This window comes from Glycocaulis abyssi (assembly GCF_041429775.1).
Classification (GTDB): domain Bacteria; phylum Pseudomonadota; class Alphaproteobacteria; order Caulobacterales; family Maricaulaceae; genus Glycocaulis; species Glycocaulis abyssi.
The window spans coordinates 42,432-67,922 of sequence record NZ_CP163421.1 but is presented as its reverse complement, the minus strand read 5'-3'; the positions used below and the strand labels follow the sequence as shown (position 1 = coordinate 67,922).

Annotated in this window: 21 protein-coding genes and 1 other RNA gene; 2 read left to right on the top strand and 20 right to left on the bottom strand. The window is 65.0% G+C overall.

The features are described 5' to 3' along the window. Window positions 1–127: 127 nt before the first annotated feature. From ftsA to rnpB, 16 genes are all read right to left on the bottom strand, one after another. Window positions 128–1,441: a cell division protein FtsA gene (gene ftsA, locus AB6B38_RS00300; protein WP_371393621.1), complete on the bottom strand. Its 1,314-nt coding sequence runs from the start codon at window positions 1,439–1,441 to the stop codon at window positions 128–130. 5 nt (window positions 1,442–1,446) lie between these two features. Beyond that, window positions 1,447–2,268, bottom strand: coding sequence for a cell division protein FtsQ/DivIB (locus AB6B38_RS00295; RefSeq protein ID WP_371393620.1), 822 nt, complete (start codon window positions 2,266–2,268; stop codon window positions 1,447–1,449). Between the two features lie 92 nt (window positions 2,269–2,360). Then, the gene (locus tag AB6B38_RS00290; RefSeq protein ID WP_371393619.1) at window positions 2,361–3,278 is read right to left on the bottom strand and encodes a D-alanine--D-alanine ligase; all 918 of its coding nucleotides are present in this window, start codon (window positions 3,276–3,278) and stop codon (window positions 2,361–2,363) included. Next, entirely contained in the window at window positions 3,275–4,210 is a 936-nt protein-coding gene (murB, locus tag AB6B38_RS00285) for a UDP-N-acetylmuramate dehydrogenase (protein WP_371393618.1), read from the bottom strand. Before murB ends, AB6B38_RS00290 begins: the two co-directional genes overlap by 4 nt. Next, window positions 4,207–5,616: a UDP-N-acetylmuramate--L-alanine ligase gene (gene murC / locus AB6B38_RS00280; RefSeq protein ID WP_371393617.1), complete on the bottom strand. Its 1,410-nt coding sequence runs from the start codon at window positions 5,614–5,616 to the stop codon at window positions 4,207–4,209. The genes murB and murC overlap by 4 nt, the downstream gene beginning before the upstream one ends. Window positions 5,617–5,641: 25 nt before the next feature. Continuing rightward, window positions 5,642–6,739 carry an undecaprenyldiphospho-muramoylpentapeptide beta-N-acetylglucosaminyltransferase gene (gene murG, locus AB6B38_RS00275; RefSeq protein ID WP_371393616.1) on the bottom strand — a complete coding sequence of 366 codons (1,098 nt, stop codon included), beginning with the start codon at window positions 6,737–6,739 and terminating at the stop codon, window positions 5,642–5,644. Then, window positions 6,736–7,884, bottom strand: a complete 1,149-nt coding sequence (locus AB6B38_RS00270) for an FtsW/RodA/SpoVE family cell cycle protein (RefSeq protein ID WP_371393615.1) — start codon at window positions 7,882–7,884, stop codon at window positions 6,736–6,738. The genes murG and AB6B38_RS00270 overlap by 4 nt, the downstream gene beginning before the upstream one ends. Further along, complete coding sequence (gene murD / locus AB6B38_RS00265; protein ID WP_371393614.1) at window positions 7,881–9,296, bottom strand: UDP-N-acetylmuramoyl-L-alanine--D-glutamate ligase; 1,416 nt, start codon at window positions 9,294–9,296, stop codon at window positions 7,881–7,883. The genes AB6B38_RS00270 and murD overlap by 4 nt, the downstream gene beginning before the upstream one ends. A 10-nt stretch (window positions 9,297–9,306) precedes the next feature. Then, window positions 9,307–10,407 (bottom strand): phospho-N-acetylmuramoyl-pentapeptide-transferase, encoded by a 1,101-nt coding sequence (mraY, locus tag AB6B38_RS00260; RefSeq protein WP_371393613.1) that lies wholly within the window; start codon window positions 10,405–10,407, stop codon window positions 9,307–9,309. A 5-nt stretch (window positions 10,408–10,412) separates the two neighbouring features. Further along, the gene (murF, locus tag AB6B38_RS00255) at window positions 10,413–11,822 is read right to left on the bottom strand and encodes a UDP-N-acetylmuramoyl-tripeptide--D-alanyl-D-alanine ligase (RefSeq protein WP_371393612.1); all 1,410 of its coding nucleotides are present in this window, start codon (window positions 11,820–11,822) and stop codon (window positions 10,413–10,415) included. Next, complete coding sequence (locus AB6B38_RS00250) at window positions 11,819–13,297, bottom strand: UDP-N-acetylmuramoyl-L-alanyl-D-glutamate--2,6-diaminopimelate ligase (protein WP_371393611.1); 1,479 nt, start codon at window positions 13,295–13,297, stop codon at window positions 11,819–11,821. The genes murF and AB6B38_RS00250 overlap by 4 nt, the downstream gene beginning before the upstream one ends. Then, entirely contained in the window at window positions 13,294–15,105 is a 1,812-nt protein-coding gene (locus tag AB6B38_RS00245; protein ID WP_371393610.1) for a peptidoglycan D,D-transpeptidase FtsI family protein, read from the bottom strand. Before AB6B38_RS00245 ends, AB6B38_RS00250 begins: the two co-directional genes overlap by 4 nt. Continuing rightward, on the bottom strand, window positions 15,102–15,458 hold the full coding sequence (locus AB6B38_RS00240) for a hypothetical protein (protein ID WP_371393609.1): 357 nt from the start codon (window positions 15,456–15,458) through the stop codon (window positions 15,102–15,104). The genes AB6B38_RS00245 and AB6B38_RS00240 overlap by 4 nt, the downstream gene beginning before the upstream one ends. Continuing rightward, on the bottom strand, window positions 15,455–16,450 hold the full coding sequence (rsmH, locus tag AB6B38_RS00235) for a 16S rRNA (cytosine(1402)-N(4))-methyltransferase RsmH (RefSeq protein ID WP_371395051.1): 996 nt from the start codon (window positions 16,448–16,450) through the stop codon (window positions 15,455–15,457). Before rsmH ends, AB6B38_RS00240 begins: the two co-directional genes overlap by 4 nt. Further along, window positions 16,450–16,911: a division/cell wall cluster transcriptional repressor MraZ gene (locus AB6B38_RS00230; protein WP_371393608.1), complete on the bottom strand. Its 462-nt coding sequence runs from the start codon at window positions 16,909–16,911 to the stop codon at window positions 16,450–16,452. Before AB6B38_RS00230 ends, rsmH begins: the two co-directional genes overlap by 1 nt. Before the next feature lie 226 nt (window positions 16,912–17,137). Further along, window positions 17,138–17,548, bottom strand: an RNA gene (gene rnpB, locus AB6B38_RS00225) — RNase P RNA component class A. A gap of 463 nt (window positions 17,549–18,011) precedes the next feature. Here rnpB and AB6B38_RS00220 point away from each other — a divergent pair. Continuing rightward, window positions 18,012–18,842 (top strand): hypothetical protein, encoded by an 831-nt coding sequence (locus AB6B38_RS00220; protein ID WP_371393607.1) that lies wholly within the window; start codon window positions 18,012–18,014, stop codon window positions 18,840–18,842. A gap of 172 nt (window positions 18,843–19,014) precedes the next feature. On the opposite strand, the gene AB6B38_RS00215 is transcribed toward AB6B38_RS00220, so the two are convergent. The 4 genes from AB6B38_RS00215 to AB6B38_RS00200 form a co-directional block, all read right to left on the bottom strand. Then, complete coding sequence (locus tag AB6B38_RS00215) at window positions 19,015–19,695, bottom strand: N-acetylmuramoyl-L-alanine amidase (RefSeq protein ID WP_371393606.1); 681 nt, start codon at window positions 19,693–19,695, stop codon at window positions 19,015–19,017. After that, complete coding sequence (locus AB6B38_RS00210) at window positions 19,692–20,603, bottom strand: DMT family transporter (protein WP_371393605.1); 912 nt, start codon at window positions 20,601–20,603, stop codon at window positions 19,692–19,694. Before AB6B38_RS00210 ends, AB6B38_RS00215 begins: the two co-directional genes overlap by 4 nt. Before the next feature lie 77 nt (window positions 20,604–20,680). Further along, window positions 20,681–20,962 carry a hypothetical protein gene (locus AB6B38_RS00205; protein ID WP_371393603.1) on the bottom strand — a complete coding sequence of 94 codons (282 nt, stop codon included), beginning with the start codon at window positions 20,960–20,962 and terminating at the stop codon, window positions 20,681–20,683. A 191-nt stretch (window positions 20,963–21,153) separates the two neighbouring features. Continuing rightward, window positions 21,154–21,855, bottom strand: a complete 702-nt coding sequence (locus AB6B38_RS00200; protein WP_371393601.1) for a TerB family tellurite resistance protein — start codon at window positions 21,853–21,855, stop codon at window positions 21,154–21,156. A 43-nt stretch (window positions 21,856–21,898) separates the two neighbouring features. Here AB6B38_RS00200 and AB6B38_RS00195 point away from each other — a divergent pair, with 43 nt between their 5' ends. Then, window positions 21,899–25,489 (top strand): hydantoinase B/oxoprolinase family protein, encoded by a 3,591-nt coding sequence (locus tag AB6B38_RS00195; protein WP_371393599.1) that lies wholly within the window; start codon window positions 21,899–21,901, stop codon window positions 25,487–25,489. Window positions 25,490–25,491 lie beyond the last annotated feature (2 nt).

The window sequence follows — 25,491 nt, the reverse complement described above, 5'->3', positions numbered from 1 at the left end:
AGGTTAACAACGATTAGCCTTCAGTGTGGGGGTGCGTTGCTTAAGCGAGCGTTAAATGCCGCTGATACGATTGGGGATATTTTAGCATAGGTTACAGGAACATAGAGCGAACGACGCGCTCCCGTGTTCAAAAGCTCTCGGCAAACCACCGCCAGACCGCCGAAGGACCGCGCTGCGAGGCAGGCCGGGCCACACGCCGCGCCGATGCCGCGGTAATGAAGCGTGGCGGGCCGGAGAGTATCTCGGCTGGTGCGCGGGCATGGCGGGCAAGCGCCCCGGTACTGGCAGCAAAGCTGGGACCGGCCAGCGCATCGCCGAGCCCGGCAATCATGGCCGGACGCCCCAGTCGCGTCTGGCGGCGCAGGACACGCCCTGCCAGCTCGACCACGCCGGGAAGCTGGCTAGCGCCTCCCGTCAGCACGAGAATGCGCCCGGAGGCTTCGCTCAGGCCCGCCGCGTCCAGCCGGTCGCGGATCAGCTCGAAAATCTCTTCCAGCCGGGGGCGGATGATCGCGTTGAGCATGGCACGCGGATACTGGTTCATCCCAGCATCAGGGTCTGTCGCAACCGGCGGAGCCTCGATCATCGCCCGGTCGTCGTCCGGGCTGTCGAGCGCCGAACCGTAAAGCGCCTTGATGCGTTCAGCGGCGTGGACAGGCGTGGAAAGGCCGCGCGCAATGTCACGTGTGACATGGCTGCCGCCCACCGGGATCATGTCGACATGCACCGGTACGCCATCAGCGAACACGGCAAAGCTTGTCGTGTCTGCGCCCATATCGATGACCGTCGCGCCCAGCAGCGCCTCGTCACCGGCCAGTACAGACAGGGCAGCGGGATAAGGCGAGGCAATGACCTCGCTCACCTCGAGGCGGCACTGGGCCACCGCATTCATCAGATTGCGCAGCGGATCGGCATTGGCCGAGATCACATGCAGATCAACCGCCAGGCTGCGCCCGGCCATACCGCGCGGTTCCTTCACGCCGCGATTATCATCCACCCGCCAGGAGACCGGCATGGCGTGGAGCATCGCCCGGCCCGGCCGCGCGCATTGCTGCAGCCCGGCTGCCAGCACGCGATTGCGGTCCCGCTCGCTCACCTCGCGCCCTGATACAGGTGCCTCTACGGACACGCGCTCCGACGCTGGACTGCCAGCCGTGGTGACCAGGCTGACTTCACTGACCGCGTGGCGCGCCATGCGCTCGGCATTGTCCACGACCGCGCGGATCACGCCGGCCGCCGCATCGATATCGACCACACCGCCCGCGCGCATCCCGGCGCTGGAATGGTGGCCCACGCCGATGACGCGCGGGCGCGGCCCGGTCAGCGTGGCTTCCATCTTGACGATAAAACAGACGGTCTTGGCGGCGCCGACCTCCAGCGCTGCGTAGACGCCCGGCTTGCCGCCCGCCGCGTCGGCACTCTTGCGCGAAAACAGCCCCATTCGCGTCAGGCCCCCCGCTCACGCGTGGCACTACCGCTCACCCGCTCCGGCCAGGCCCGCACAACCATTTCGCCTTCACCGCGCAGATCAAAGGACTGGGCGTCCAGATCCAGCACGCGCTGGTCAGCATGCAGGGCCGCGATCAGCGCGACCGCGCTGGCAAGACCGGTTTCGGGAAGAAGAATGTCACTGCCCGACTGCAGGCGCAGATTCCAGCGCCGCTCACCGACCCGCACCGCATGGGTAACCAGCGCGGAAAGCTCAGGCTGGCGGGCCAGCGCCGTGATGATCTCCTCAGCCGCCTCGTTCGCGCCAGCACCCACCAGGCGGGGAAGGCCGGCATGATCGGCAGGGTTCTCACCGGCCAGCACGATGCCGCGCCGGTCGATCACATAATGCACGCCGCCATTCTGCCAGAGCGCATAGGGCGCGCGCTCGGTGATGATGACGCTGATCCGGTCCGGCCAGAGGCGCACGACCTGCGCGCTCTCCACCCGGCTCATCGCCTCGATGGCGGCGCGTGCTTCCTTCGGATCAATCTCGATCAGCCCCCTTCCGGGCCGCGCGCCGATGGCCTGTGCAATCTCGCTGGGCGTAATGTCGCGCGCACCCGCCACATCGACCGCGCGCACCACATAGCCAGACCGGGTGAGATGATCGGCAAAGGCCGTGCGCAGCCCTTCACCAGCCGCTCCAAGCCCGCCCGTCATCGCAAGGCCCAGTACCGCCAGCGCGGTCAGGCCCGCCAGGACGAAAAAGCCCAGACGCAGCGCATTGACGGTGCGGTAGCGCGCGGTGCGCAGCTGGGCGCTGGCCCAGTTGGCCATGGGGCGCTGGGGGATGGAGGCCGGTGGCTTGCGGGTGCGGGAGCGGGTTGCGCCGGGGCTTCCGGCACGGGTGGGGGCAGTTCGATTGCGCCTCACCTCTGGCAACTGGCGTCCTCCGCTATCCACGCGACAAGGTCGGGAAATCCGATACCGCAATGCGCCGCCTGTTCGGGCGCAAGCGATGTGGGAGTCATGCCCGGCTGGGTATTAATTTCGAGTAACCAAAGCTTGCCATCCCCGCTCTCATCCCAGCGGAAATCAGATCGCGTGAGGCCCCTACACCCCAGCTCGCGATGCGCGATGACCGCCGCTTCCATCGCCTTGTCAAAGACATCGCCCGGAATGTCGGCGGGCAGACGGTGCACCGACCCGCCATCGGCGTATTTCGCCTCATAATCATAAAAAGCCGTTTTCGGCACGATCTCGGTGACGGTCAGCGCGCGCTCACCCATCACGGCGACGGTCAGCTCCCGGCCGGGAATGAACTTCTCGATGAGGATGTCATCACCATAGGGCCAGCTGTCGGCGGCCAGCTCCGCAGGCGGGCGGTTCGCCCCCTCGCGCACGATCAGCACACCCACCGACGATCCCTGATCGTTGGGCTTGGCGACATAGGGCGCAGCAATGAGATGCTCGCGCGCGGCGTCAAACCGGCTGGCGATCAGCCCGTCAGGGCAATTGAGGCCCGCAAGGCGCAACACCGCCTTGGTCTTCTGCTTGTCCATCGCCAGAGCCGAGGCCAGCACGCCGGAATGGGTGTAGGGGATGCGCAGATATTCCAGCACACCCTGTATGCGGCCATCTTCGCCCCACAGCCCATGGAGCGCGTTGAACACGAGATCGGGTTTGAGCGCCTTGATGTCCTCAACCCAGCGCTCGTTCGCGGGGTCGATCTCCGTCACCTCATAACCCTTGGCACGCAGCCCCTTGGCGCATTCACGGCCCGAAACCAGCGAGACCTCGCGTTCAGGGCTGAGGCCCCCGAGCAGAAGGGCGATGCGCTTGCTCATGGGTTTTCTCCTGCGGGCAGGCCGATCCGCTTGACCTCCCAGTGCATGTCCACGCCTTCATGCTCGGCAATCTCGGCGCGGATGGCTTCTACAAGGCCCTCAAGGTCCGCCGCGCTGGCGCTGCCATCATTGATGAGGAAATTGGCGTGCATCTCGGAAAAGCGCGCGCCCCCCTTGCGCCGTCCACGCCCGCCAACAGCCTCCACCAGCTGCCAGGCCGACCGGCCTTTGCTTTTCGTCTGATCGGGGTTCTTGAAGGTGGAGCCGGAGGTTTTCTCCCGGATGGGCTGCGTCTCGGAGCGCCTTTTTGTGATCTCGTCCATGCGCTCCAGAATGGCAGCCGGTTCATCGCCCCGGCCTTCAAACACCGCTTCGGTGAAGATCCAGTCTTCGGGCGCAGAGCAATGCCGGTAGGCATGACCCAGCTCATCGGGTTTCACGATCAGGCGGCGGCCCCGGCGGTCGAGCGCGATGGCCTCCACCAGCACGTCCTTCGTCTCCGCCCCATAGCAGCCCGCATTCATGCGGATCGCGCCGCCGATCGTGCCCGGCACGCCGACATAAAACTCCAGACCCGCAATGCCCGCCTTCGCGGCGGCCTTGGCGGCCATCTTGTCGAGCAGCGCGGTACCGATGCGGATGCGATTGCCGTCCAGCACTTGCGCGCGCGCGAAAGCTGGCGTCAGGCGGATCACCACGCCCGGCACCCCGCCATCCCTTACAAGCGTGTTCGAGCCCGCACCCAGCACATGGACGGGAATGTCTTCAGGTGTCTCGGCGAGAAAGCGCGCCAGATCGGCCTCGTCTGCAGGCAAATAGAGCACCTGCGCAGGCCCGCCCACACGCAGCCACGTAATGTCAGAGAGCGGCGCGTTCTCGATATACTGCCCGCGCACTTGCGGGAGCTGGGCAAGGAGAGAGGGGAAACTCACAGCACCTGCTCCAGCCGTCCCGGCAGCTCCGCTGCCCAGGCGGTAATGTCGCCAGCGCCAAGACAGACAACCAGATCACCAGGCGCGACGCGCGGCGCGATATCATCGGCGAGGGTTTCGCGCGAAGTCGCCGCCGCGTCGCGATGGCCATGTGCGGTGAGGCCGGCAATGAGCGAAGCCTGATCCGCGCCCTCGATCGGGCTTTCACCAGCCGAATACACCTCCGTCACAAGCACGCTATCCGCGTCGTTGAAGCAGGTGCAGAACTCCTCGAAAAGATCATTGAGCCGGGTATAGCGGTGCGGCTGGACAACAGCGATCACCCTGCCGTCCCCTGCCCGCTGGCGCGCCGCTTTCAGCACGGCAGCGATCTCCACCGGGTGGTGGCCGTAATCGTCCACCACGGTCACGCCCCTGGCTGTGCCGGTGATGGTGAAGCGGCGCTTCACGCCAGCAAATCCGGACAATGCCTTGCGCGCCGCCTCGTCGGTGCAGCCCAGCGCCTGCGCCACGGCAATCGCGCCGGTCGTGTTCTGGACATTGTGCTCGCCCATCATGGGCAGGGAGATGTCTTTCCAGACCACGCGCTCCTCGCCCGGCGGCTGGAAAGCAATGTCGAACACCGCCCCTTCCGGACTGGTGCGCAGATTGATGCAGCGCACATCGGCCTGCGGATTGAAGCCATAGGTGATGATGCGCCGGTCCTCGATGCGCGCTGCCAGCGCCTGCACTTCGGGGTGATCGGTGCACAGCGCAGCAAAGCCATAGAAGGGCAGGTTCTCGACGAACTGGGCGAAGGCATCACGCAGCGCATCGAAATCGCCGTAATGCTCCATGTGTTCGGGATCGATATTGGTGATGAGCGCGACCGTGCCGCGCAGTTTGAGGAAGGAGCCGTCGCTCTCATCGGCCTCCACCACCATCCACTCGCCTTCACCCATCTTGGCGTTGGAGCCATAGGCAGAGATGATGCCGCCATTGATGACGGTCGGATCGAACCCTGCCGCATCCATCAGCGCAGCGATGAGCGAGGTGGTGGTGGTCTTTCCGTGCGTGCCGCCCACTGCCACGGCGTATTTCAGACGCATCAGCTCGGCCAGCATTTCGGCCCGGCGCACGACGGGAATGCGCTTGGCACGCGCCGCCACCAGTTCGGGATTGTCGCGCTTTACCGCCGACGAGACGACGAGCGCGCCTGCGCCCTCCACGTTTTCGCCCTTATGGCCGATATGCACGACCGCGCCCTTCTTGCGCAGGCGCTCCACATTGGCACTGTCCTTGATGTCGGACCCGGAGACCCGGTAGCCCAGATTGAGCATCACCTCGGCAATGCCGCTCATGCCGATCCCGCCAATACCAACGAAATGCACCGGGCCGGTAGCGGCAGGCAGGTCAATCGGAGCCATGAATACTGTCCTTGAAAAGTCTGTGTCAGGTGCGCGCGTTCGCCGCCTCCTGCAGAAGCGATGCCAGACGCAAATGCGCATCCGGCTTGCCTGCCTGCAGGGCGGCTTCGGCCATATTCGCCAGAGCTTCGCCATCGCCAAGCAGGGTTTCAAGCCGCGCCCGCAGCGCGCCTGCAGCGATCTCGTCCTCGGTGATGATCTGCGCGCCGCCAGCCTGCGCCAGGCTCATCGCATTGGCGCGCTGGTGATCGTCCGCGGCGATCTCCAGCGGCACCAGCAGCGAGGGCCGTCCCAGCGCCGCAATCTCCGACACGCTGGACGCGCCAGAGCGCGAAATCACCAGATGCGCCGCTGCATAAAGCGGCCCCATATCCTCAAAGAAGGGTTCGCAATGGGCCTGCACGCCCGCCTCGGCATAGATGCGGCGCGAAGCCTCGATCTGCTCGGCGCGGGTCTGCTGGGTCACCTCAAGACGTGCACGCAATCCTTCAGGCAGGCCCGCAATCGCTTCTGGCACACCAACGGATAGTATGCGCGCGCCCAGCGATCCGCCAATGACCAGCAACCGGACCTGCCCATCGCCTTGCGGCGCGGCATAGGGCGTACGCCCGCCCGCGAGAATGGCACTGCGTACCGGATTGCCGGTGACCACATGGCAGGATTTGCGTGGCAGGCGGTCCAGCCGGTCAAACCCGGACGCCACCGCGAACGCATTGCCGGCGAACAGGCGGTTTACCCGGCCCAGCACGGCGTTCTGCTCATGGATGACGAAGGGTATGCGTTTCAGCCGGGCATGGGCCAAAGCGGGAAAGGCGGGATAGCCGCCAAATCCGGCAATCAGGTCAGGCTTGAACCTGGCAATGATGCGCCCCGTGCTGGCAAAGCCGCGCGCGAGCCTGACCGTATTGCCTGCCGCGCGCGCCGGGTTCTTCACAAACGGGGTTGCCGCCTCGATCTGGTCCACGCCTTCGCAGGGAAAGCCTGTGGCATGGCGCATGCCGCGCTGGTCAGTGACAAGGCGTATCTGCCAGCCCGCCTCACGCAGGGTCTCGGCCACGGCCCGCGCGGGGAATATATGCCCGCCAGTCCCTCCGGCGGCGATGAGAAGCCGGGGCGCGCTCATGCCGGCACCAGCCGTGAATGACTGCGCTCTGGCAGATAGGCCCCCGGCGTGCGCTTGGTCAGCGCCAGCAACAGACCGGCCGCAAAGGCCAGAGACAGCATGGAGGAGCCGCCATAGGACACGAAGGGCAGGGTCATGCCCTTGGCCGGGGCCAGTTCCAGATTGACCAGAATATTGATCAGCGCCTGACCGCCAAACATCAGCGCAAGACCGGCCACGGCCAGCTGCGCAAAATTGTCCGACAGGCGCATGGAGCGCGACCAGGCCCGTGCAAACAATATGGCGAACAGGCCAATAATGGCGAGCGACGCCGCCAGGCCAAATTCCTCAGCGGCGACCGAAAACACGAAATCGGTGTGGGCTTCGGGCAGATGGCGCTTTATCTCGCCCTCACCCGGCCCGACGCCGGTAAAGCCTCCGCGCGTGATCGCGCCGACAGCCATATCGGTCTGGGTCGGGCCGCTGCCCGAAGCGGGCGCGAGGAACGCGGCCACCCGGTCACGCACATGGCCAAGGAAGAAATAGGCCCCCGCCGCGCCGCCAATCGCCACGCTGCCCAGAAGCACCGTATGCAGGATGGACAGCCCCGCCGCCCACAGCATGGCGGCAAATATGCACGTCAGCAGGATGGACTGGCCAAAATCGGGCTGGGCTATGAGGAAGCATATCGCCAGCACATAAATGCCCGCCGCCACGAGGCGTCCGGGCACGGGCGCGCCCTTGCTCTCCTCGGAGAACAGCCAGGCGGTTATCACGATGAAGGCAGGCTTGAAAAACTCCGAAGGCTGCAGCGAGAAACTGCCAAAGCGCAGCCAGCGCGTGGCACCGTTCACCTCATGGCCCACGAGGGCGACGATAATCAGCGCCAGAAAACTGCCCACCAGCGCCAGCCCCGCCAGACGGCGCGCGCCGCGCGGGCTGAGCGCGGCTATCCCCACCATCAGCACCACCGACAGCACGGCAAAAAAGATGTGCCGGTAGAGATAGTAGAACGGCTCACCGGGGCTGATGCGCTCCGCCGCGCTCGGGCTTGCCGCCATGGACAGCGTTACGCCGACCACGATCAGCCCGGTGACGGTGAACAGCAAGGTGCGGTCCAGACCGAACCAGAGGCGCGCCAGTCCGCTGCGGCTTGCCGTGTTCATGCCGCATCCCCCTTGGTTGCCCGCTCCAGAAGATCTTTCACCAGAGCGCGGAAGGTATCGCCGCGATGCTCATAGCTCTTGAACTGGTCAAACGAGGCGCAGGCCGGAGACAGCAGCACAACAGGCCGGCGATATCCGCTTTCAGCCGCATCCATGGCCGCGTTCTGCAAGGCGCGCTCCAGCGTGCCGGACATGTCATGGGGTACTGCATTGCCCAGCTGCTTGCGGAGGAGGGCCGCATCCTGCCCGATCAGATAGGCTTTGCGGACGCGCCGGAAGAAGGGCTGCAGGCTTTCAATCCCGCCGGATTTGGCCTGCCCGCCCGCAATCCAGAATATGTCGTGATAGCAGCCCAGCGCCTGCGCAGCCGCCTCGGCATTGGTCGCCTTGGAATCGTTGATGAAGAGAAGCGAGCCCGCCTCACCCACACGTTCCTGCCGGTGAGGCAGGCCGGGAAAGCTGGCAATGCCCGCCACCGCATCTGAAATGCTCACCCCAAGCGCCCGTACGGCGGCGTAAGCGGCGGCGGCGTTCTGGGCATTGTGCGAACCGGGAAGCGCCTGTGCGCGGTGCAGCTCCATGACCGTGCGCGCACCGCCGCCGCCTGCCGTCTCGTCATAAAGCTTGCCGGCCAGCGCATAGACTCCAAACGATACCAGCCGCTGGCTGGATACCGGGATGACATTGAGACCGGCGCGCGATTTCAGGCGCGTACACACGCTGCGGCTGGGCTCATCATCGACGCCGACAATCGCCGTATCGCCGTCCTGCTGATTGGCAAAAATGCGCTCCTTGGCCAGGCGATAGCCATCAATATCGCCATGCCGGTCGATATGATCCGGCGTGAGATTCAAAAACACCGCCACCCGGCAGCGCAGGCTTTCGATCAGGTCAAGCTGGTAGGAGGACAGCTCCAGCACGTAGATCGCGCCCGGACGCGGCGGCTCCAGCCCCAGCACCGCATCCCCGATATTGCCGCCCACGCGCACATCACGCCCTGCGCTTTTCAGGATATGGCCGATCAGCGCCGTCGTGGTGGATTTGCCGTTCGTGCCGGTAACGCCGATCACCGTGACGCCGGGCGTTTCGGCGATGGCCTGCGCGAACAGTTCGACATCCCCAATGACAGGCGCCCCCACCGCCCTGGCCAGCGAGACCATGCGGTGAGGCGCGGGGTGGGTCAGCGGTATGCCGGGAGACAATACCAGGGCTGCCATATCCCCCCAGTCGCGCCGGTTGAGATCATCCAGCTCCAGCCCGGCCTTGATGGCCGCTTCGCGCGCCGCCTCATTATCATCCCAGGCGGATACCTCCGCCCCGCCGGCCAGCAGGGCCCGCGCAGCAGTGATCCCGGTGCGGCCGAGGCCGAACACCGCCACGCGGCGGCCCTTGTAGGCGGTAACAGGGATCATGGGGGAAGAGCTACCTCAGCTTGAGCGTGGAAAGACCGATAAGGGCGAGCACAACAGCGATGATCCAGAAGCGGATGACAATGGTCGGCTCCGCCCAGCCCATTTTCTCAAAATGGTGATGGATGGGTGCCATGCGGAAAACGCGTTTTCCCGTCAGCTTGAAGCTCGCCACCTGGATCATCACAGAGAGCGCCTCAAGCACGAACAGGCCGCCAATAATGGCCAGCACGATCTCGTGCTTGACCGCCACGGCGATGGTCCCGAGCGCACCGCCCAGCGACAGCGATCCGGTATCACCCATGAACACCATGGCGGGCGGCGCATTATACCACAGGAAGCCAAGGCCCGCGCCAAGGATCGTCCCGCAGATGACAGCAAGCTCACCGGTGCCGGGCGTGAAATTCAGGAACAGATAGTTGGAATACACCGCCGAACCGACGAAATACGCGATGAAGCCGAACGAGGCTGCCGCGATCATCACCGGCACGATGGCCAGGCCGTCCAGCCCGTCAGTGATGTTGACGGCGTTCGACGCGCCCACAATCACGATCAGGCCGAACAGGAAAAAGCCATAGCTTAAGGGGATCAGCACTTCCTTGAAGAAGGGCACGGCAATCGAGGTGGCAAAGCCTTCCGGCACGTTGGGAGCCGAGGAGAGCAGCTCTGTCATCCAGAACACGGCGATGAGCGCGACAACCGACTGGAGGGCAAGCTTCATCTTGCCCGAAATGCCCGCCGAGGAGCGCTTGGTCACCTTGCGCCAGTCATCAAGAAAACCGATGCCGCCAAAGCCTGCCGTGACCAGCAGCACGACCCAGATATAGGGGTTGGAGAGGTCCGCCCATAGCAGGGTTCCCGCCAGTATGCCGATCAGGATGATGAAACCGCCCATGGTGGGGGTGCCGGCCTTGGTCAGCACATGGGTTTCCGGACCGTCATCGCGAATCGGCTGGGAGCCCTTGGTTTTGAGCCAGCCGATGAAGGGCTTGCCGATGATGATCGCAACGATGAAGGCCGTGATCAGGCCCGCACCGGTGCGGAAAGTCAGATAATTCACCACGTTGAGCAGGGCGATCTCGGACGCGAACTGGGAAAACAGGAAATAGAGCATGAAAATCAGCCTTTGATGACCGCGTTGACGGCACCGTTTCGTAAACTTGCGACTACTTTATGAACGCCCGAACCGTTCGAGCCCTTGATGAGCACCACATCGCCGGGACGCAGCATGTCGCCAAGCCGCTTCGTGGCATCTGCCGGGGATGCAGCCATCGCGCCCTTCACCGATCCGGGCAGCGCGGACACCAGATGCTCCATCATCGCGCCAACGCCAATGACCGCAGACACACCGGCATCAGCCAGCGGCGCTGCCAGTTCGCGGTGGCGCGCCGGAGCGCTCTCGCCAATCTCCAGCATTTCGCCCAGCACCGCGATGCGGCGGCCTTTGCCTTCAGGCGTGTGGCGGGCGAGCGTAGCAATCGCCGAGGCCATCGACACCGGATTGGCATTATAGCTGTCATCAATGATGCGCGCGCTGCCGCCATCCAGCTCTACCATGAAGCTCGCGCCGCGCCCGGCCTGCGCCTCCAGTCCGGCCAGCACATCGGCTACCTGGGCGCTATCAATGCCCGCCGCCACGCACGCAGCCATCACGGCGGCGGCGTTGTGGGCCTGATGTTCGCCCGGCGCCGGGATGGAAATATCCACCATACGGCCCAGCACATCGAACCGGCCACGCCCGGATGTCGCCTGCTGGTCCCATGACAGGATACGCACCGCAGCGTGCCGGGCCTTGCCAAACTCGAAGAGGAAGGCTGCGCCGCTCTCGTTCACGCGAGCGGCCAGCCGGGGCGCGTAGTCGCAATCTGCCGGGATGATCGCCACGCCATCGCCTGCCAGCCCTGCAAATATCTCCGCCTTGGCATCGGCTATGGCCTCCATGGAGCCGAGATTTTCCAGATGCGCCGGCGCAATGCGGGTGATGAGGGCAATATGGGGCTGGACCTGTGTCGTCAGGGCCGCAATCTCTCCGGCATGGTTCATGCCCATCTCGAACACGCCGCGCGCGGTGTCTTGCGGCATGCGCGCCAGGGTCAGCGGCACGCCCCAGTGATTATTGTAGGATTTGACGCTCCAGTGAGCAGGGCCGCTGGCGCGGAACACCGCCGCGATGGCTTCCTTCACCGATGTCTTGCCGACCGATCCTGTGACGCCAACGCGCACAGCCTTGCTGCGCTCGCGCGCCGCGACGCCAAGGCGCTGTAGCGCTTCGAGCACATCCGGCACGACAAGACGCGCGCCCGTGCCTGCATCCTCGCGCGACACGATGGAGGCGGCGGCCCCTGCTTTCTCGGCGGCAGGCACGAAATCATGGCCGTCGCGCTGGTCTGCCAGCGCCACGAACAGATCACCGGCTTCCAGCGTGCGGGTATCGATCGAGACGCCTGATGCCTGCCAGGCATCGCCGCCCACCAGCCGTCCGCCAGTGGCGGCGGCGGCATCCCGCGCTGTCCATAATGGCCCGGTCATTGCCCCCGCTCCCAGGTCTTGCCTGCTCTGGCAGCGAGGGCGCGGCGCGCCACTTCGCCATCATCAAACGGATGGACCACGCCCTTGATGGTCTGGCCGGTCTCATGGCCCTTGCCGGCGATCAGCAGCGTGTCACCTGCTTCCAGCGCACCGATGGCGGTGAAGATGGCGGTCTCACGGTCACCGATCTCTTCGGCACCCGGCGCCCCTTTCAGGATCGCCTTGCGGATGAGGGCCGGGTCTTCAGAACGCGGATTATCGTCGGTAACGATCACCCGGTCGGCGAGTTTGGCCGCGATAGCGCCCATCTTTTCACGCTTGGTCGGATCGCGGTCGCCGCCTGCGCCGAATACCACGATCACCCGGCCTGCCGTATGCGGACGGGCCGCACGCAGGAGCTTGTCGAGCCCGTCTGGCGTATGGGCATAGTCGATGAGAACAGGTGCGCCCTCAGGCGTCGTACCGACAAGCTCCAGACGCCCTGCCACGCCCTTGAGGGTCTCCAGCGCAGCGAACACGGTGCCGGCATCTACCCCGCTCGCGATAGCCATACCGGCCGCCTGAAAGGCGTTGCTGGCCTGAAACTCGCCCATCAGCGGCAGGGTCAGGACATGCTCCTTGCCCGCATGGACAAAGCGCACATGCTGGAAGGCGGCATGAGGCGTGATTTCCTTCAGCTGGATGTCACGCCCATTCCAGCCGACGGTGAAAATCTGCTGATGGCGCGCCTCGGCGCGGCGCACCACCGCCTCGCCCCATTCACTGTCCACCGTGATGACGGCGGGGGCGCCTTCGGGCAGCAGCTCGTCGAACAGGCGCATCTTGGACGCGAAATAGTCCTCAAAATCCGGGTGGTAATCGAGATGGTCCTGGGTGAGGTTGGAAAACCCTGCCAGGGCAATTTTCGCGCCGTCCATGCGCCGCTGCTTCAGCCCGTGGCTAGACGCCTCCATCGCCAGATGGGTGACACCTTCGTGGCTGAGCGCATCGAGCGCGGCGTGCAGGGCGATCGCGTCCGGCGTGGTGTAACCCACATCGGTGCGCCCGGAACTGCGCGTCACCCCCAGCGTACCCAACGCTGCCGCCTCATGGCCTGCCGCCTGCCAGATCTGGCGCAGAAACTCCACCGTGGAGCTTTTGCCGTTAGTACCGGTGATGGCCGCGATATAGCGGGGCTGGCCGGGAGAGAAGCGCGCCGCCATCTGCGCCAGCGCCAGACGCGGATCATCCGCCTCGATCACCGGAACGGGCGCTGACGTGCCACGCTCGGCGAGTATTGCCACCGCGCCCGCTTCCACTGCCGCCTTGATGAAGGCATTGCCATGCGCCGTCACGCCGGGAAGAGCGGCAAAGACAAAGCCGGGCTTCACCGCCCGGCTGTCCAGCGCCAGCCCGGTAATGGCGAGATCACGCGCACCGTCCGGCACGCTCACGCCGCCGGGCAGAATGTCAGCGAGCTTGCGGGTTGTGCTCATGGTTCAGTCCCGCCTGCAGCCAGCTCGACAGGCTCTTCAGGTCCGTCACGCACCGGCGTGCGCGGCACAAACATGCGCGCGACCGTCTGCACCCGCGCGCCGGGATCGGCCTCGCGGCGGCCCACGCCCAGTACCGGCGCGACGCGCTCGATGATCTCGCCGCCCGTCGGGGCCGCGTTCCAGCCAGCCGTGTTGAAGCCGTGCGTCTCGCGGATGGGACGCGGCTGATCGAGGCTGACCACCAGCACGTATTGCGGGTCATCAAACGGGAAGATACCGACAAAGCTGGTCAGCACATTACCCGCCTGATAGCGGCCATTGACGATGCGCTGGGCGGTGCCGGTCTTGCCAGCGATGGCGAGACCCTCACGGTCGGCCTGACCGCCCGCCACAGCCGCGCGCATCACGCCGAGCACCTGAGCGGCCGTGGCCGAGCTCATCACCGGGATTTGCGGCACGATGTCAGTGGGACCGACGGGGCGCAGCGTGGGCGGGGTGTAGATCCCGTCATTGGCGAGCGCCGCATAGGCCGCTGCCGCCGCGACAGGCGACACGTTGAAGCCGTGGCCATAGGAAGCCGTCATCAGCTCGGCACGCCCCCAGCGTGCAGGCAGGATCGGGTTCTGGCCCTCAATAATCTCCAGCGGCGGCCGCTCCCAGAGGCCAAGCTCGCCAAAGAAGCTGGTCAGCACCTCATCGCCAATGTGTTCCGCCATCCGGGCAGAACCGATATTGGACGAATGAATGATGACCTCGCGCGCGGTGAGAATGCGCGCCTGCGGGCGGAAATCGCGGATACGGTGAGACCCGATGGCGATAGGCGCGCGCGCATCAAACGTGTCATCAAGGCGCACCAGACCGGCCTCGATACCGGCGGCGAGGGTCAGCGGCTTGAATATCGAGCCGAGCTCGTAGACGCCCTGCACCGTGCGGTTGAAGCGGTTCTCGGCAGGCTCGCTGCCCGCCCGGTTGGGATCGAAATCCGGCAGGGAAGCCAGAGCGATGATCTCGCCGGTACCCACGCGCATCAGCACCGCCATCGCGCCTTGCGCCGAATAGCGCTCCATGCGCTCGCGCAGAACGGTTTCCAGCGCGTCTTGCGCGCCCAGATGGATGGACAGGCTGACCGGACGGCCAGACCCATCATTCAGCTCGTCATTGAAGGCGCGCTCGGCCCCGGCAAGGCCGGCCAGATCGCGATCTGTATAGCCAACCAGATGGGCTGCGAGGCGGCGGCGCGGATAGACCCGCCCCGGCTCCACCCGGAAACCGATCCCCGGCAGGCCCAGCATGTGAATGGCCTGACGCTCGCGCGGACCAAGCCCGCGCTCTATCCAGACAAAATTGCGATTGGATGAGAGATCACGCTGCAGGGTTTCCGCATTCAGGTGCGGCAGCACGGTGCGTAGGGCCTGCGCCGTTTCAGCCGGATCCCAGACCTGGCGCGGGTCAGCAAAGACAGAGTGGAAATCGAGATTGCTGGCGAGTATCTGGCCATTGCGGTCCACGATCTCGCCGCGCTGGACCGGAGCTTGCGCCACGCGCACGGGCGCGGCCTCAGCAAATTCGCCGGTGATCGCCAGCTCTACGGCGCGCCCTGCAGCAACAAGAAAACCGGCGCCCACCAGAACGCCGATAAAACCCAGCCGCAAACGCGTGCGCCCCAGCGCCTGTCCGGCCTCATCTTCCAGGCGGATGGTTGCATTGACATCAAAGCCGGCCGGCCCGTCGCCGCGCACAGGTGCCAGCCCGGCGCGCGAACGCCGGATGCGGACCCTGCCAAACAGACGCGCCAGCCAGCCTGTCATTGACGCCCTCGTATACGTGGGGTGTTGGCCTGCCAGCTGGCCTGCGCCGTTTGCGGCGCCATGCGCTCGGCTTCGGCGCGCACCTGCGCCAGCTCGGCCAGCGACAATTCCTGCGCAGACTGCACAGGCTCAAACCCCAGATGGGTGCGGGCAAGGGCGCGCAGCTGCTCGGGGTCTTCCAGATGCGCGATATTGGCCGTCAGCGTGTTGATGCGCGAGCGCTCCCGGGCCAGCTCGACCTGAAGGCCGGCGAGGCGCGCCTGCGCCGCATCGGTTTCGGCCTTGGCCACGTAAAGCGCGCCCAGAAGAACCATGCTGCCCAGAATGCCGAAAAAGAAGAAGAGGCGTATCATGCGACACACTCCAGAAGGCGGCTGTAAGGGGGAACGCCGGGCAGGCCGTCATCGTCGGCAGGCCAGGCAGGATGGGTGGTGCGCACGCCCGCGCGCAGACGCGACGAACGCGCCCGCGGGTTCGCGGCAATTTCCGCTTCAGACGGCTCGATGGCCTTGCGCGTCAGCAGCGAGAAGCTGGGCGCTGGCCCGGCCTTCACCTCCGGCGCATGGCGCGAGCCCTGCGAGGCCAGTCCCGCGCGGGCGCGCAGGAAGGTCTTCACGATCCGGTCTTCCAGCGAATGGAAGGTGACAACCGCCAGCACGCCGGTGGGCTTCAGGATGCGCTCTGCCGCGCCGAGCGCCCGAATCAACTCGCCCAGCTCGTCATTTACGTAAATGCGCAAGCCCTGAAACACGCGTGTAGCCGGGTGAATGCGCCCCGGCTTGCCGCCGATCACCCGCGCCATCAAGGAAGCCAGCTCCAGCGTGGTCTCAAACGGCTTTGCGGCGCGGTCCTCGACGATGGCGCGCGCGGCGCGGCGCGCATGGCGCTCCTCGCCATAGACCTTGAAGATCGCGGCCAGCTCGTCAGCGTCCAGATGATTGACAGCGTCAGCAGCGCTGGGGCCGGAGCGCGCCATGCGCATATCCAGCGGGCCATCCTTCTGGAAGGAGAAGCCGCGCTCTGCCTCGTCGATCTGCATCGACGACACACCCAGATCGAGCATCACGCCATCAACGCCATCACTGCCCGCCAGCTCGACGATCTGTTCCATCAGCGAGAACGCACCGGACTGGAAAGCGAATGTGTCGGGGAAAACCTTGCGCAGCGCTGCGGCGGTCCTGGCCGCTTCGGGATCACGATCAATGCCGATCAGGCGCGCGCCATGAACGGCCAGCACCGCGCGGGCATAGCCCCCGCCGCCCAGCGTGCCGTCCACATAAAGCCCGCCTGCGCGCGGGCGGATGGCCGTCATCACTTCATCGAGCAGGACCGGGACATGCGCCATCATCCACCCTCCGGCCGGTGGGCAGGACGGCGCAGAGCGGCCTTGTTGTCGCGGGCGAAGCTGAGATCACGCGCATGGCGCTCTGCGTGCGCTTCAGGCGACCAGACCTCGAAGCGCCGGCCCATGCCGACAAAGGTCGCCTTGGCGTCCAAGCTCGCATACTCGATGAATTCGCGCGGCAGGGAGATGCGGCCCGTCTGGTCAAAGGAGAGCGGGCGCGCGCCGCCAAAGATCACGCGCTCAAACGCGGTGCGGGCATCGTCATACGGGTCCATGGCATCGATGGCTGCGGCCATCTCGGCCATCAGCGCCTCGCCACCGCCCTCCAGGAACGGACCGTTAAACGAACACCAGACATAAATGCCGCCGAAGCGCTCGGCTGACACCACGGCACGGAAATCGGCCGGGACGGAAACCCGTCCCTTGGCATCTATCCCGTTGGTAGTGGTGGAGAAAAACATCTCCTGCGGCGCTCCCCGGCTTCCCACATAGCGGCATGCTCCCCGATGTGGTTAATGATGGGATATCATGGGAAAGGATGGGAAACAATGCCGAAACCAGTCTCCAGCACTGTTTTTACAGGCGCGGCCAAGTAAAGGCGCAACACATTGCGGCGCAGCAAAGCAGAACAGACAAAGAACAATTGATTAACGCCGCACGCGCTGTTGGAATTTCGCAGGAAATTGAAGCGTCAGGCGGCCTGTAAGCCGGGTTCTGTGCCATTCTTTCCGGTATGGAAAGAAGCGGCAGCCATTCCTCTTGGATGGCGCTTGCGCGCCACCTCCAGCGACCTACCCGGACGGAATGCGGAGGCGCACCTGCCCGCGCGAAGCGGACGCCCGTCCCTATTCGGTCTTGCTCCGGGTGGGGCTTGCCGTGCCCCCTTCCTTGCGGTCGGGGCGGTGGGCTCTTACCCCACCGTTTCACCCTTGCCGGCCCCGAAGGCCCGGCGGTCTGATTTCTGCGGCGCTATCCCTGAACCGGGGCTTCACCCCCGGCCCGCCGGGATTTCCCCGGCACCCTGCCTCCATGGAGCCCGGACTTTCCTCTCCCGCCCGCCTTTCGGCACTGGACGGAAGCGGCTGCCCGGCCGCCTGACGGGTGTTAAGTCGGCTTTCGGCAGGCAAAGGTCAAGCGGGAGGCTCTCCAGGCTGTCATGGCGCGGCTTGCCTGCGCCCGCGCAGGCGGGTGTCCGGGCCACCCATGCCTGGGGGCTTGAAGCTAGCGGGGTCTAAACAGGCCGCACAGCGGCCTGAAGAGCGCCAACGCGCGCCCGCGGAACATCGCAACGCAGATGCGTTGCGGAACCAAAAGCGGCATGGCTCACCCGCATGAAGCGGAGGATGACATTCATTCGATGCGGGAGGGGAGCAAGAAGAATTTCACGCCGCGGAAATTTTCCCCGCCACCGCCTCGATCAGGCCCATCGTCTCATTATCCAGCGCACCATCAAGGCGCACGTGTGATTTCACGGCCAATACCCTGATAAGTTTAGATAATTTTAGATTGCTCGTTTTGTTAAGCAAAGGTATCATCAACCATTATATTGGTGGAGGGTACAATGAAGCAGATCGCTTTTTTTCTGTCTATTTTTGTGTCCAGCGTTTTTCTGCAAGCTTATGGCGCGGACGGGCAGAGCGCACGTTCCGAAGCCGCTCAAGCCCAGGCCGGGCGCGCCACTATTGCGCAGGAGGTTGAAGGGCGAACAGACAGACAAGGCCGCCTGAGTCCGGAAGCCCGTGCAGCGATCGAGTCCGGGGATCTGGCGCGAATGCGGGCGCTTGTTTCCGAGGATGACCGCGAAAACTTGCCGGATGTACAGGCTTTTTACTGCACTGCTGACAATTGCTGGTGCAAAGGACTGGCCGATTGCATGGATTTATTTGAAACTCGAATTTGTCGGGGAGATTTTATTTGTCATGGAACCACTGGATGGTGTAATTGTAGCTTCCTAATTATTCCTACCCTTGACGATGACGATGAGAATGCTCGTCCCAACGACAGTATCCGTACAACGACTCCGGCCATCCGTGCCGCTCTGGAGGCTGGAGATTACCAGCGCGCTATCAGCTTGCTCCACCGCAACCAAAATTTCAGGGGGGCACGAGGGCCTCAAACGGCAGGGCAGCAAAGCTCAGTCAGGCAGACTCTCCAGGTTCAACCTGATAATGGCCACCCTCAAATTCCTCCTGACGCGCAACCGTTTCAGTGCAACCGGAATTCCTGCGACTGTCTTAATGTCCAAGATTGCATAAGATTGATTGGCACCGGTTTGTGTGCAGACCGCCTCGATTGCGGCGATAATAAATGCAGTTGCAACAGAGCAAGGGTGGTCGCTCCGTCCAACCCCTCGACTTCATCCACGATTTTGCGCGGCGCTGACAGGCATTAAGTCGGGCTTCGGCGGGCAAAGATCAAGCGGGCTGGGCTTTTTCCCTCGTCCTTCGAGCACCACGTGGCCGATGGATGAGGGGAAAAGCGCCCGTCGCCCTCATCCTGAGGGTGAGCGTAGCGAACGTCTCGAAGGACGAGGGCGGCCACCCGGGAAACCATGAGAGGAAACCTCACGATCCAGAGATGGTATCCGCCAGTGCCTCGATCAGCCCCATCGTCTCGGCATCCAGCATGCCATCAAGGCATGAGGGCCGGTAGCGGCGTTGAAACTCGGTGAGGACCATGCTCAAAGGCAGGTCCGGATTATAGCCGATAACGGCCAGCAAGGTGGCTGCGCGGGCGTCATCCGGCGTGGCGGGCTCTGCCCCGTCAGGCCATAGCCCCACGCCTTCGCGCGCCAGCCTTTCCCACGGAAACTTCTCACCCGGATCGATCTTGCGGCCCGGCGCGATATCGCTGTGACCGACGATATTGACCGGATTAATGGCGTGGCGGTCGATGATCGCGCGGCTGAGCGCAATCACCGCTTCGATCTGCGCGGGCGGATAGTCCGGCAGGCCGAAATCATGCCCGCCATTGACGATCTCGATGCCGATGGAGGCTGAGTTGATGTCGGTAATACCGCGCCAATGGCTCAGCCCGGCGTGCCAGGCGCGCTTTGCCTCATCGACCATGGCGATGACGCTGCCATCCTCTTCCACCACATAGTGGGCGGAGACCTTCGCGTCGGGATCGGCCAGCCGGTCAATCGCGGCCCCGCCCGTCTCCATGCCTGTGTAGTGCAGAACCAGCATGGAGACCGGCAAGGCGCGGTCATTGAAATTGGGCGAAGGGCGGTGGATCAGCGTCATCGCGGTTTTTGTATCACGGTTTCAGGCGGCAGCGTGCGCGAGCGGCGCGCCGCCACCAGCGCCACGCCGGCAATCGCGATCAGGCCGCCAGCCACGAGCTGCCAGCTCACCGGGTCGCCCAGCAATACAACGCCTGAGATCACCCCGATCAGCGGAGCCATCAGCGTCATCGGCGCGATCAGCGAAGCGTCATAGCGGCGCAGGAGCCAGTAGAAGGCGCCGTGACCGAATATGTTCACCACCACCACGGTGAAGATCAGCGTCGCGATCAGCAGCCAGCCGCCTGCCAGCATCGCCTCTATCTGGCCGCGCTCGAATATCAGGCTGGCAATCAGCAGAGGCGGCCAGGAAAACAGCCCGATCCACGCCTGCAAGGGGATGGTGGTCAGCTCCACGCGCTTGACGAAGATCGACCCGGCCGCCGCCGCCATCGCCGCGCCAACGCCTGCCAGCAATCCCACGGTGAAGCTGATCTCGGCAGGTTTGAGCACCACCAGAGAGGCGCCCGCAAACGCCATGCCCATGCCGGAGGCGCGCACCCAGCCCACCTTCTCCTTCAGGAACATGATGGAGAGGATTGTCGTGAACGGCACCGAGAGCTGCACCACGATCGCAATCGATGAGGGCGTGGCGTAGTGCAGGCCGACAAACAGGAGGGCAAACTGGATCGCGCCCATGCCAAGCCCGGCCCCGATGACCGGCCCGATCTTCTTCGGTACTGGTAAAAGCCAGGGCGCCAGCATCGCATAGAGCAGCGCAAAGCGGATGAAGGCAAAGAAGAGCGGCGGCACGCCCTCAAAGCCGGGCAGGATGTCCGGCGTGCCGGAGACCGACCATTTCGCGACCACGAAATTGACGCCCCAGACCAGGCAGACAGCAAACAGAAGGGCAAAGTGGCGCGGACTCATGGCCGCGCTGTAGCCGCCATGAGACGGCGCTTCAAGTCACGAAACCGGGCGAAGTGTTACCGTGGGCAGCGGGCCGGTCAGCCGCGCGGGGTGCTGGTGCCGTCCACCGTCCAGCCATGCGGGCCGCGCCGGGCAACCAGCACCGAACTGTCCGTCTTCCGGCGGCCACGCACCTTTCGATAGACCCAGTAAGCGCCAGCGCCAAGAACCGCGAGCCCTGCAATCACAAAGGCCGCTGCCGTGAGCACAGCTGCCAGCAGCACAACCAGACCGATGAACGCCGCAGCGATAATCGCAGCAAGAACCGCGCGCAGCGCCTGCACGGCGGCGTCGGAATTGAAGGCCGGTTGCTGTGTCATCAGTGTCTCCCGCGTCATCGGCTAAAGAGCGACCGTGCCGGTCTGGCTAGAGTTGGTGGTTTAACCGGCCACGTCAATGGCAACGGGCCATCTCTCACACAGATTTAATGCACGCTGCGGCGAATCCGTTCCTGCCAGCCTGCCTAGCCACTGGGCCTGATGGGTGGCGGGTCATGGCCTCAAAGGACAGCTCAGGCAGACAAGGCTGACGGTTTCAGTCCCCGCTCGACGAGGATTTTCTGATAGGCGGCGTTGATAACAGCCATTTTCTCGTCCGCAAGGCGTTGCAATTCCAGCGGCGCGCCACGCGCCATCAGCCGGTCAGGGTGATTCTGCGAGGCGATGCGCCGATAGGCGCGTTTCAGATCACCATCCTCGATCGAGCGGTCCACCCCCAGCACCAGATAGGGGTCTTCCCCGTCCAGCGCGCCATGACCGGCCCGGATGCGGTCAAACTCGCTGTCGGAAAATCCGAAAATCCCCGAGACCGAATGGAGGTATTCCATCTCTTCCGCCGTCACGCGGCCATCGGCCTTGGCGATGTGAAATAGCCCATCGAGCACGTCTTCCAGAATCGCCGGATGCGCGCGGAAGCGCCGCGCCAGCCGGCGCGCATACCCCTCAAACCCCAGCGTTGTCTGCTTGGCCAGATTGAAGGCGCGCATCAGCGAAGCCTCAAAGCCTGAGGGCGCGCGCAAGACCTGGCGGAAGGCGGCCACCTCGTCATGGGTCACCTCGCCATCGGCCTTGGCCATCTTCGCGCCCAGCCCGATCAGGGCCATCGCAAACTCGGCATCATCCACCCGGTGCCCCGGCGGACAATCACCCTCCGGGCAGGCGAACGGGTCGGCGGGGCCGGTAATCAGCTCTGCGAGTTTGCGCCAGACGCTCATGCGCGCTTATCTGCACCGCAAAACCGGCAAACGGAAGAGGCAAATGGGCGCAGACAGCACCGCAATGTGGGAGATCTGGATAGATCGTGGCGGCACGTTCACTGATATTCTGGGCCTCTCGCCCGATGGTGAGCTGCGCGCGCTGAAACTCCTGTCTGAGAGCGCCGCCTATGGTGATGCCGCCAGTGAAGGTGTGCGCCGCATGACCGGCATGGCGGACGGCACCCCCCTGTCAGCAAGCGCGGTGCGCGGCGTGAAGATGGGCACGACAGTGGCCACCAACGCCCTGCTGGAAGAGGACGGCGCGAAGACACTTTTCATCACCAATAAGGGCTTTGAGGACTGCCTGCTGATCCAGGACCAGACCCGGCCGGACATTTTCGCCCTGCGCATTGACCGGCCCCGCCCCCTGCCCGCCCGCATCGCCGGGATTGCCGGACGGCTGGATGTGGAGGGCCGTGAGATCGCTCCGCTGGACACGGCAGAACTGCGCGGCATCCTCGTTTCAGCGCGCGGCCAAGGCATCCAGTCTGTCGCGATTGCGCTCATTAATTCACATGTGAATATTATGCATGAAGCACGCGTGACCGAACTGGCGCGCGAGGCCGGATTTGACCATATCAGCCTGTCCAGCGAGGTCAGCCCGCTGGTGCGCCTGATCCCGCGCGCCTCGACCACCGTGATCGACGCCTATCTGGAGCCGGTCCTGCAGGATTATGCCGCGCGCGTCGGCGCGGGCCTTGGCGATATACCGCTCTATTTCATGCAATCATCGGGCGGGCTTGCCCGTTCGGGCCATTTCCGCGCGCGTGACGCGGTGCTCTCCGGCCCGGCGGGCGGCGTGGTCGGCATGGCGGAGACCGCAAAGGCCGAAGGCATCAGGCGCGTTATAGGCTTTGACATGGGCGGCACGTCCACCGATGTGTCGCGCTATGACGGGGAGGCATTTGAACGCCGCGAGCAGGTCTCCATAACCGGGCGTCTCCTGCGTGCGCCCATGCTCGCCATCCACACCGTGGCCGCCGGCGGCGGTTCCATCCTGCATTTCGACGGCGAGCGCGCCCGCGTCGGCCCGCACAGCGCCGGTGCACGCCCCGGCCCCGCCGCCTACGGGCTTGGCGGACCGGCAACCATTACGGATGCGAACCTTGTCCTTGGCCGGGTGCACCCGGACTGGTTTCCCCACGTTTTCGGGCCGGACGGGAACGCCCCGCTGGACATGGAAGCCGCGCGCGCGGCGATCCGCCCGCTGGCAGAGGCGATGGGCGCAGGCAGCATCGAAGTGGCGGCGGAGGGTTTCCTCACCATCGCCGCCGAGGCCATGGCCGGCGCCATCCGCCAGATCACCACCGCGCAGGGCATTGATCCGCGCGATTATGGCCTGAACGCCTTTGGCGGGGCGGGCGGGCAGCACGCCTGTCAGGTCGCCGCCGCGCTGGGCGTGTCGCGCATCATCATCCACCCCAAGGCCGGGCTGCTCTCCGCGCTGGGCATTGGCATGGCGGCTCTCATGGACACCCGCCAGGCCGCGCTGGAAACGCCGCTGGACGCCGATGGCCTGAACGCGGCGCAGGCGCGCCTGTCGGCGCTGGAGGATGACGCACACGCGGCCCTCAGGACGCAAGGCGCGCAAGAGGTTCGCGCCGCCCATCTCTTGCATATCCGCGTCGCCGGATCGGACACCGCCCTGCCCGTCGCCATGGGGGATATGGCGGAGATCCGCGAGGCCCACGCCGCCGCGCATCTGCGCCTGTTCGGCTTCACTGCGCCAGCCTCCGCGCTCATTATTGAATCGGTCTCGGTAAAGGCCGAAGCCCCCTCCGCCGCAGCGCTGCCATCCACGCCGCATACGAGGGACACCGAAGCCCGGAGCGAGGGCGAGACCCGTCTTTTCTCCGGGGGGCAGTGGCAGGAGGCACCCATTTATTCGCTTGCAAAGCTTGGCCGGGAGCAGGTCGTCGCTGGCCCTGCCCTCATCATGGAACCGGGCCAGACCATTACGCTGGATGCGGGGTGGACGGCGCGGCCGGGACGCACCGGCGCGCTGATTATCGAGCGGGCGGGAGGGGCTGCGAAAACCGCCGGTTCCACCGCGCTCGATCCGGTCACGCTGGAGCTGTTCAACCGCCGCTTCATGGGCATTGCCGAGGAGATGGGCGTGGTGCTGGAGCGCACGGCCCACTCGGTCAACATGAAGGAAAGGCTGGACTTCTCTTGCGCCGTTTTTGACGCGCAAGGCGGGCTGGTCGCCAACGCGCCGCACATGCCGGTCCATCTGGGCTCCATGTCGGCGAGTGTGCGCGCGGCGCTAGACGCCCACCCGGATCTCGCCGCAGGCGAAGCCGTCGCGCTCAACGCGCCCTATAATGGCGGCACACACCTGCCGGATATCACCATCGTCCAGCCCGTGTGCGACGAAGCTGGCGAGCGCCTCTTCTTCGTTGCCTCGCGCGGACACCATGCCGATGTAGGCGGGATCGCCCCCGGCTCCATGCCGCCCTTCTCGAAAACCATTGAGGAGGAGGGCGTGGTCTTCGATAGCGTCAAAATTCTTTCGGACACGAAGTTCGAAGAAGCGGCAGTGCGCGAAGTGCTGGCATCAGGCCCGTATCCGGCCCGCGCGCCGGAGCGCAATATCGCCGATCTCAAAGCCCAGCTGGCCGCCTGCGCACGCGGCGCGCAGGAGCTTCAACGCCTCATCTCCGAGCAGGGGCTGGACGTCGTGCGCGCCTATATGGGCCACGTGCAGGACAATGCCGAGCGGGCCGTACGCCGCGTCATCGGGGCTCTCGAAAGCGGTTCTGCCGTGATGGAGATGGAGGGCGGGGAGCGCATCTGCGTTGCCATCACCACAAGGCCACAAGACGGCACGGCGACCATTGATTTCACCGGCACATCGGCCCAGCTTCCCAGCAATTTCAACGCGCCCAGCGCCGTGGCCAGGGCCGCCGTGCTCTACGTGCTGCGCTGTCTGGTCGAGGATCAGATACCCTTGAATGAAGGCTGCCTGAAGCCGGTGGAGATCATCATCCCCGAAGGCTCGCTGATCGCGCCCCGGCCGCCGGGCGCGGTGGTGGCCGGCAATGTCGAGACCAGCCAGCTCATTGTCGACGCCCTCTTCGCGGCGACAGGGCGCATGGCCGCCGCGCAAGGCACAATGAACAACTTCACCTTCGGAAACGAAACATATCAGTATTACGAGACGATCTGCGGCGGCTCCGGCGCGGGGCTTCTCGCTGATGGAACCAGCTTTGACGGCGCGGACGCCGTCCACACCCACATGACCAATTCACGCCTCACCGACCCGGAAATCATGGAGCTGCGCTATCCGGTGCGTGTATTGCATCACCGCGTGCGCGAGGGCTCTGGCGGGGCGGGCACACAACGCGGCGGGCATGGCTCGGTGCGCCGGATCGAGTTCCTTGAGCCGATGGAGGCGAGCCTGCTCTCGGGGCGCCGGCGCGTGGCTCCGCCCGGCCTGAAGGGCGGCGGGAACGGCGCGCCCGGCAAGGCGCGCATCATCCGCGCCGACGGCACAGTTGAAGAGCAGCCCGCCCTGTTCTCGGTCCAGCTCTCACCCGGCGATTCAATCGAGATCGAAACGCCGGGCGGCGGCGGGTTTGGGAAGGTCTAAGC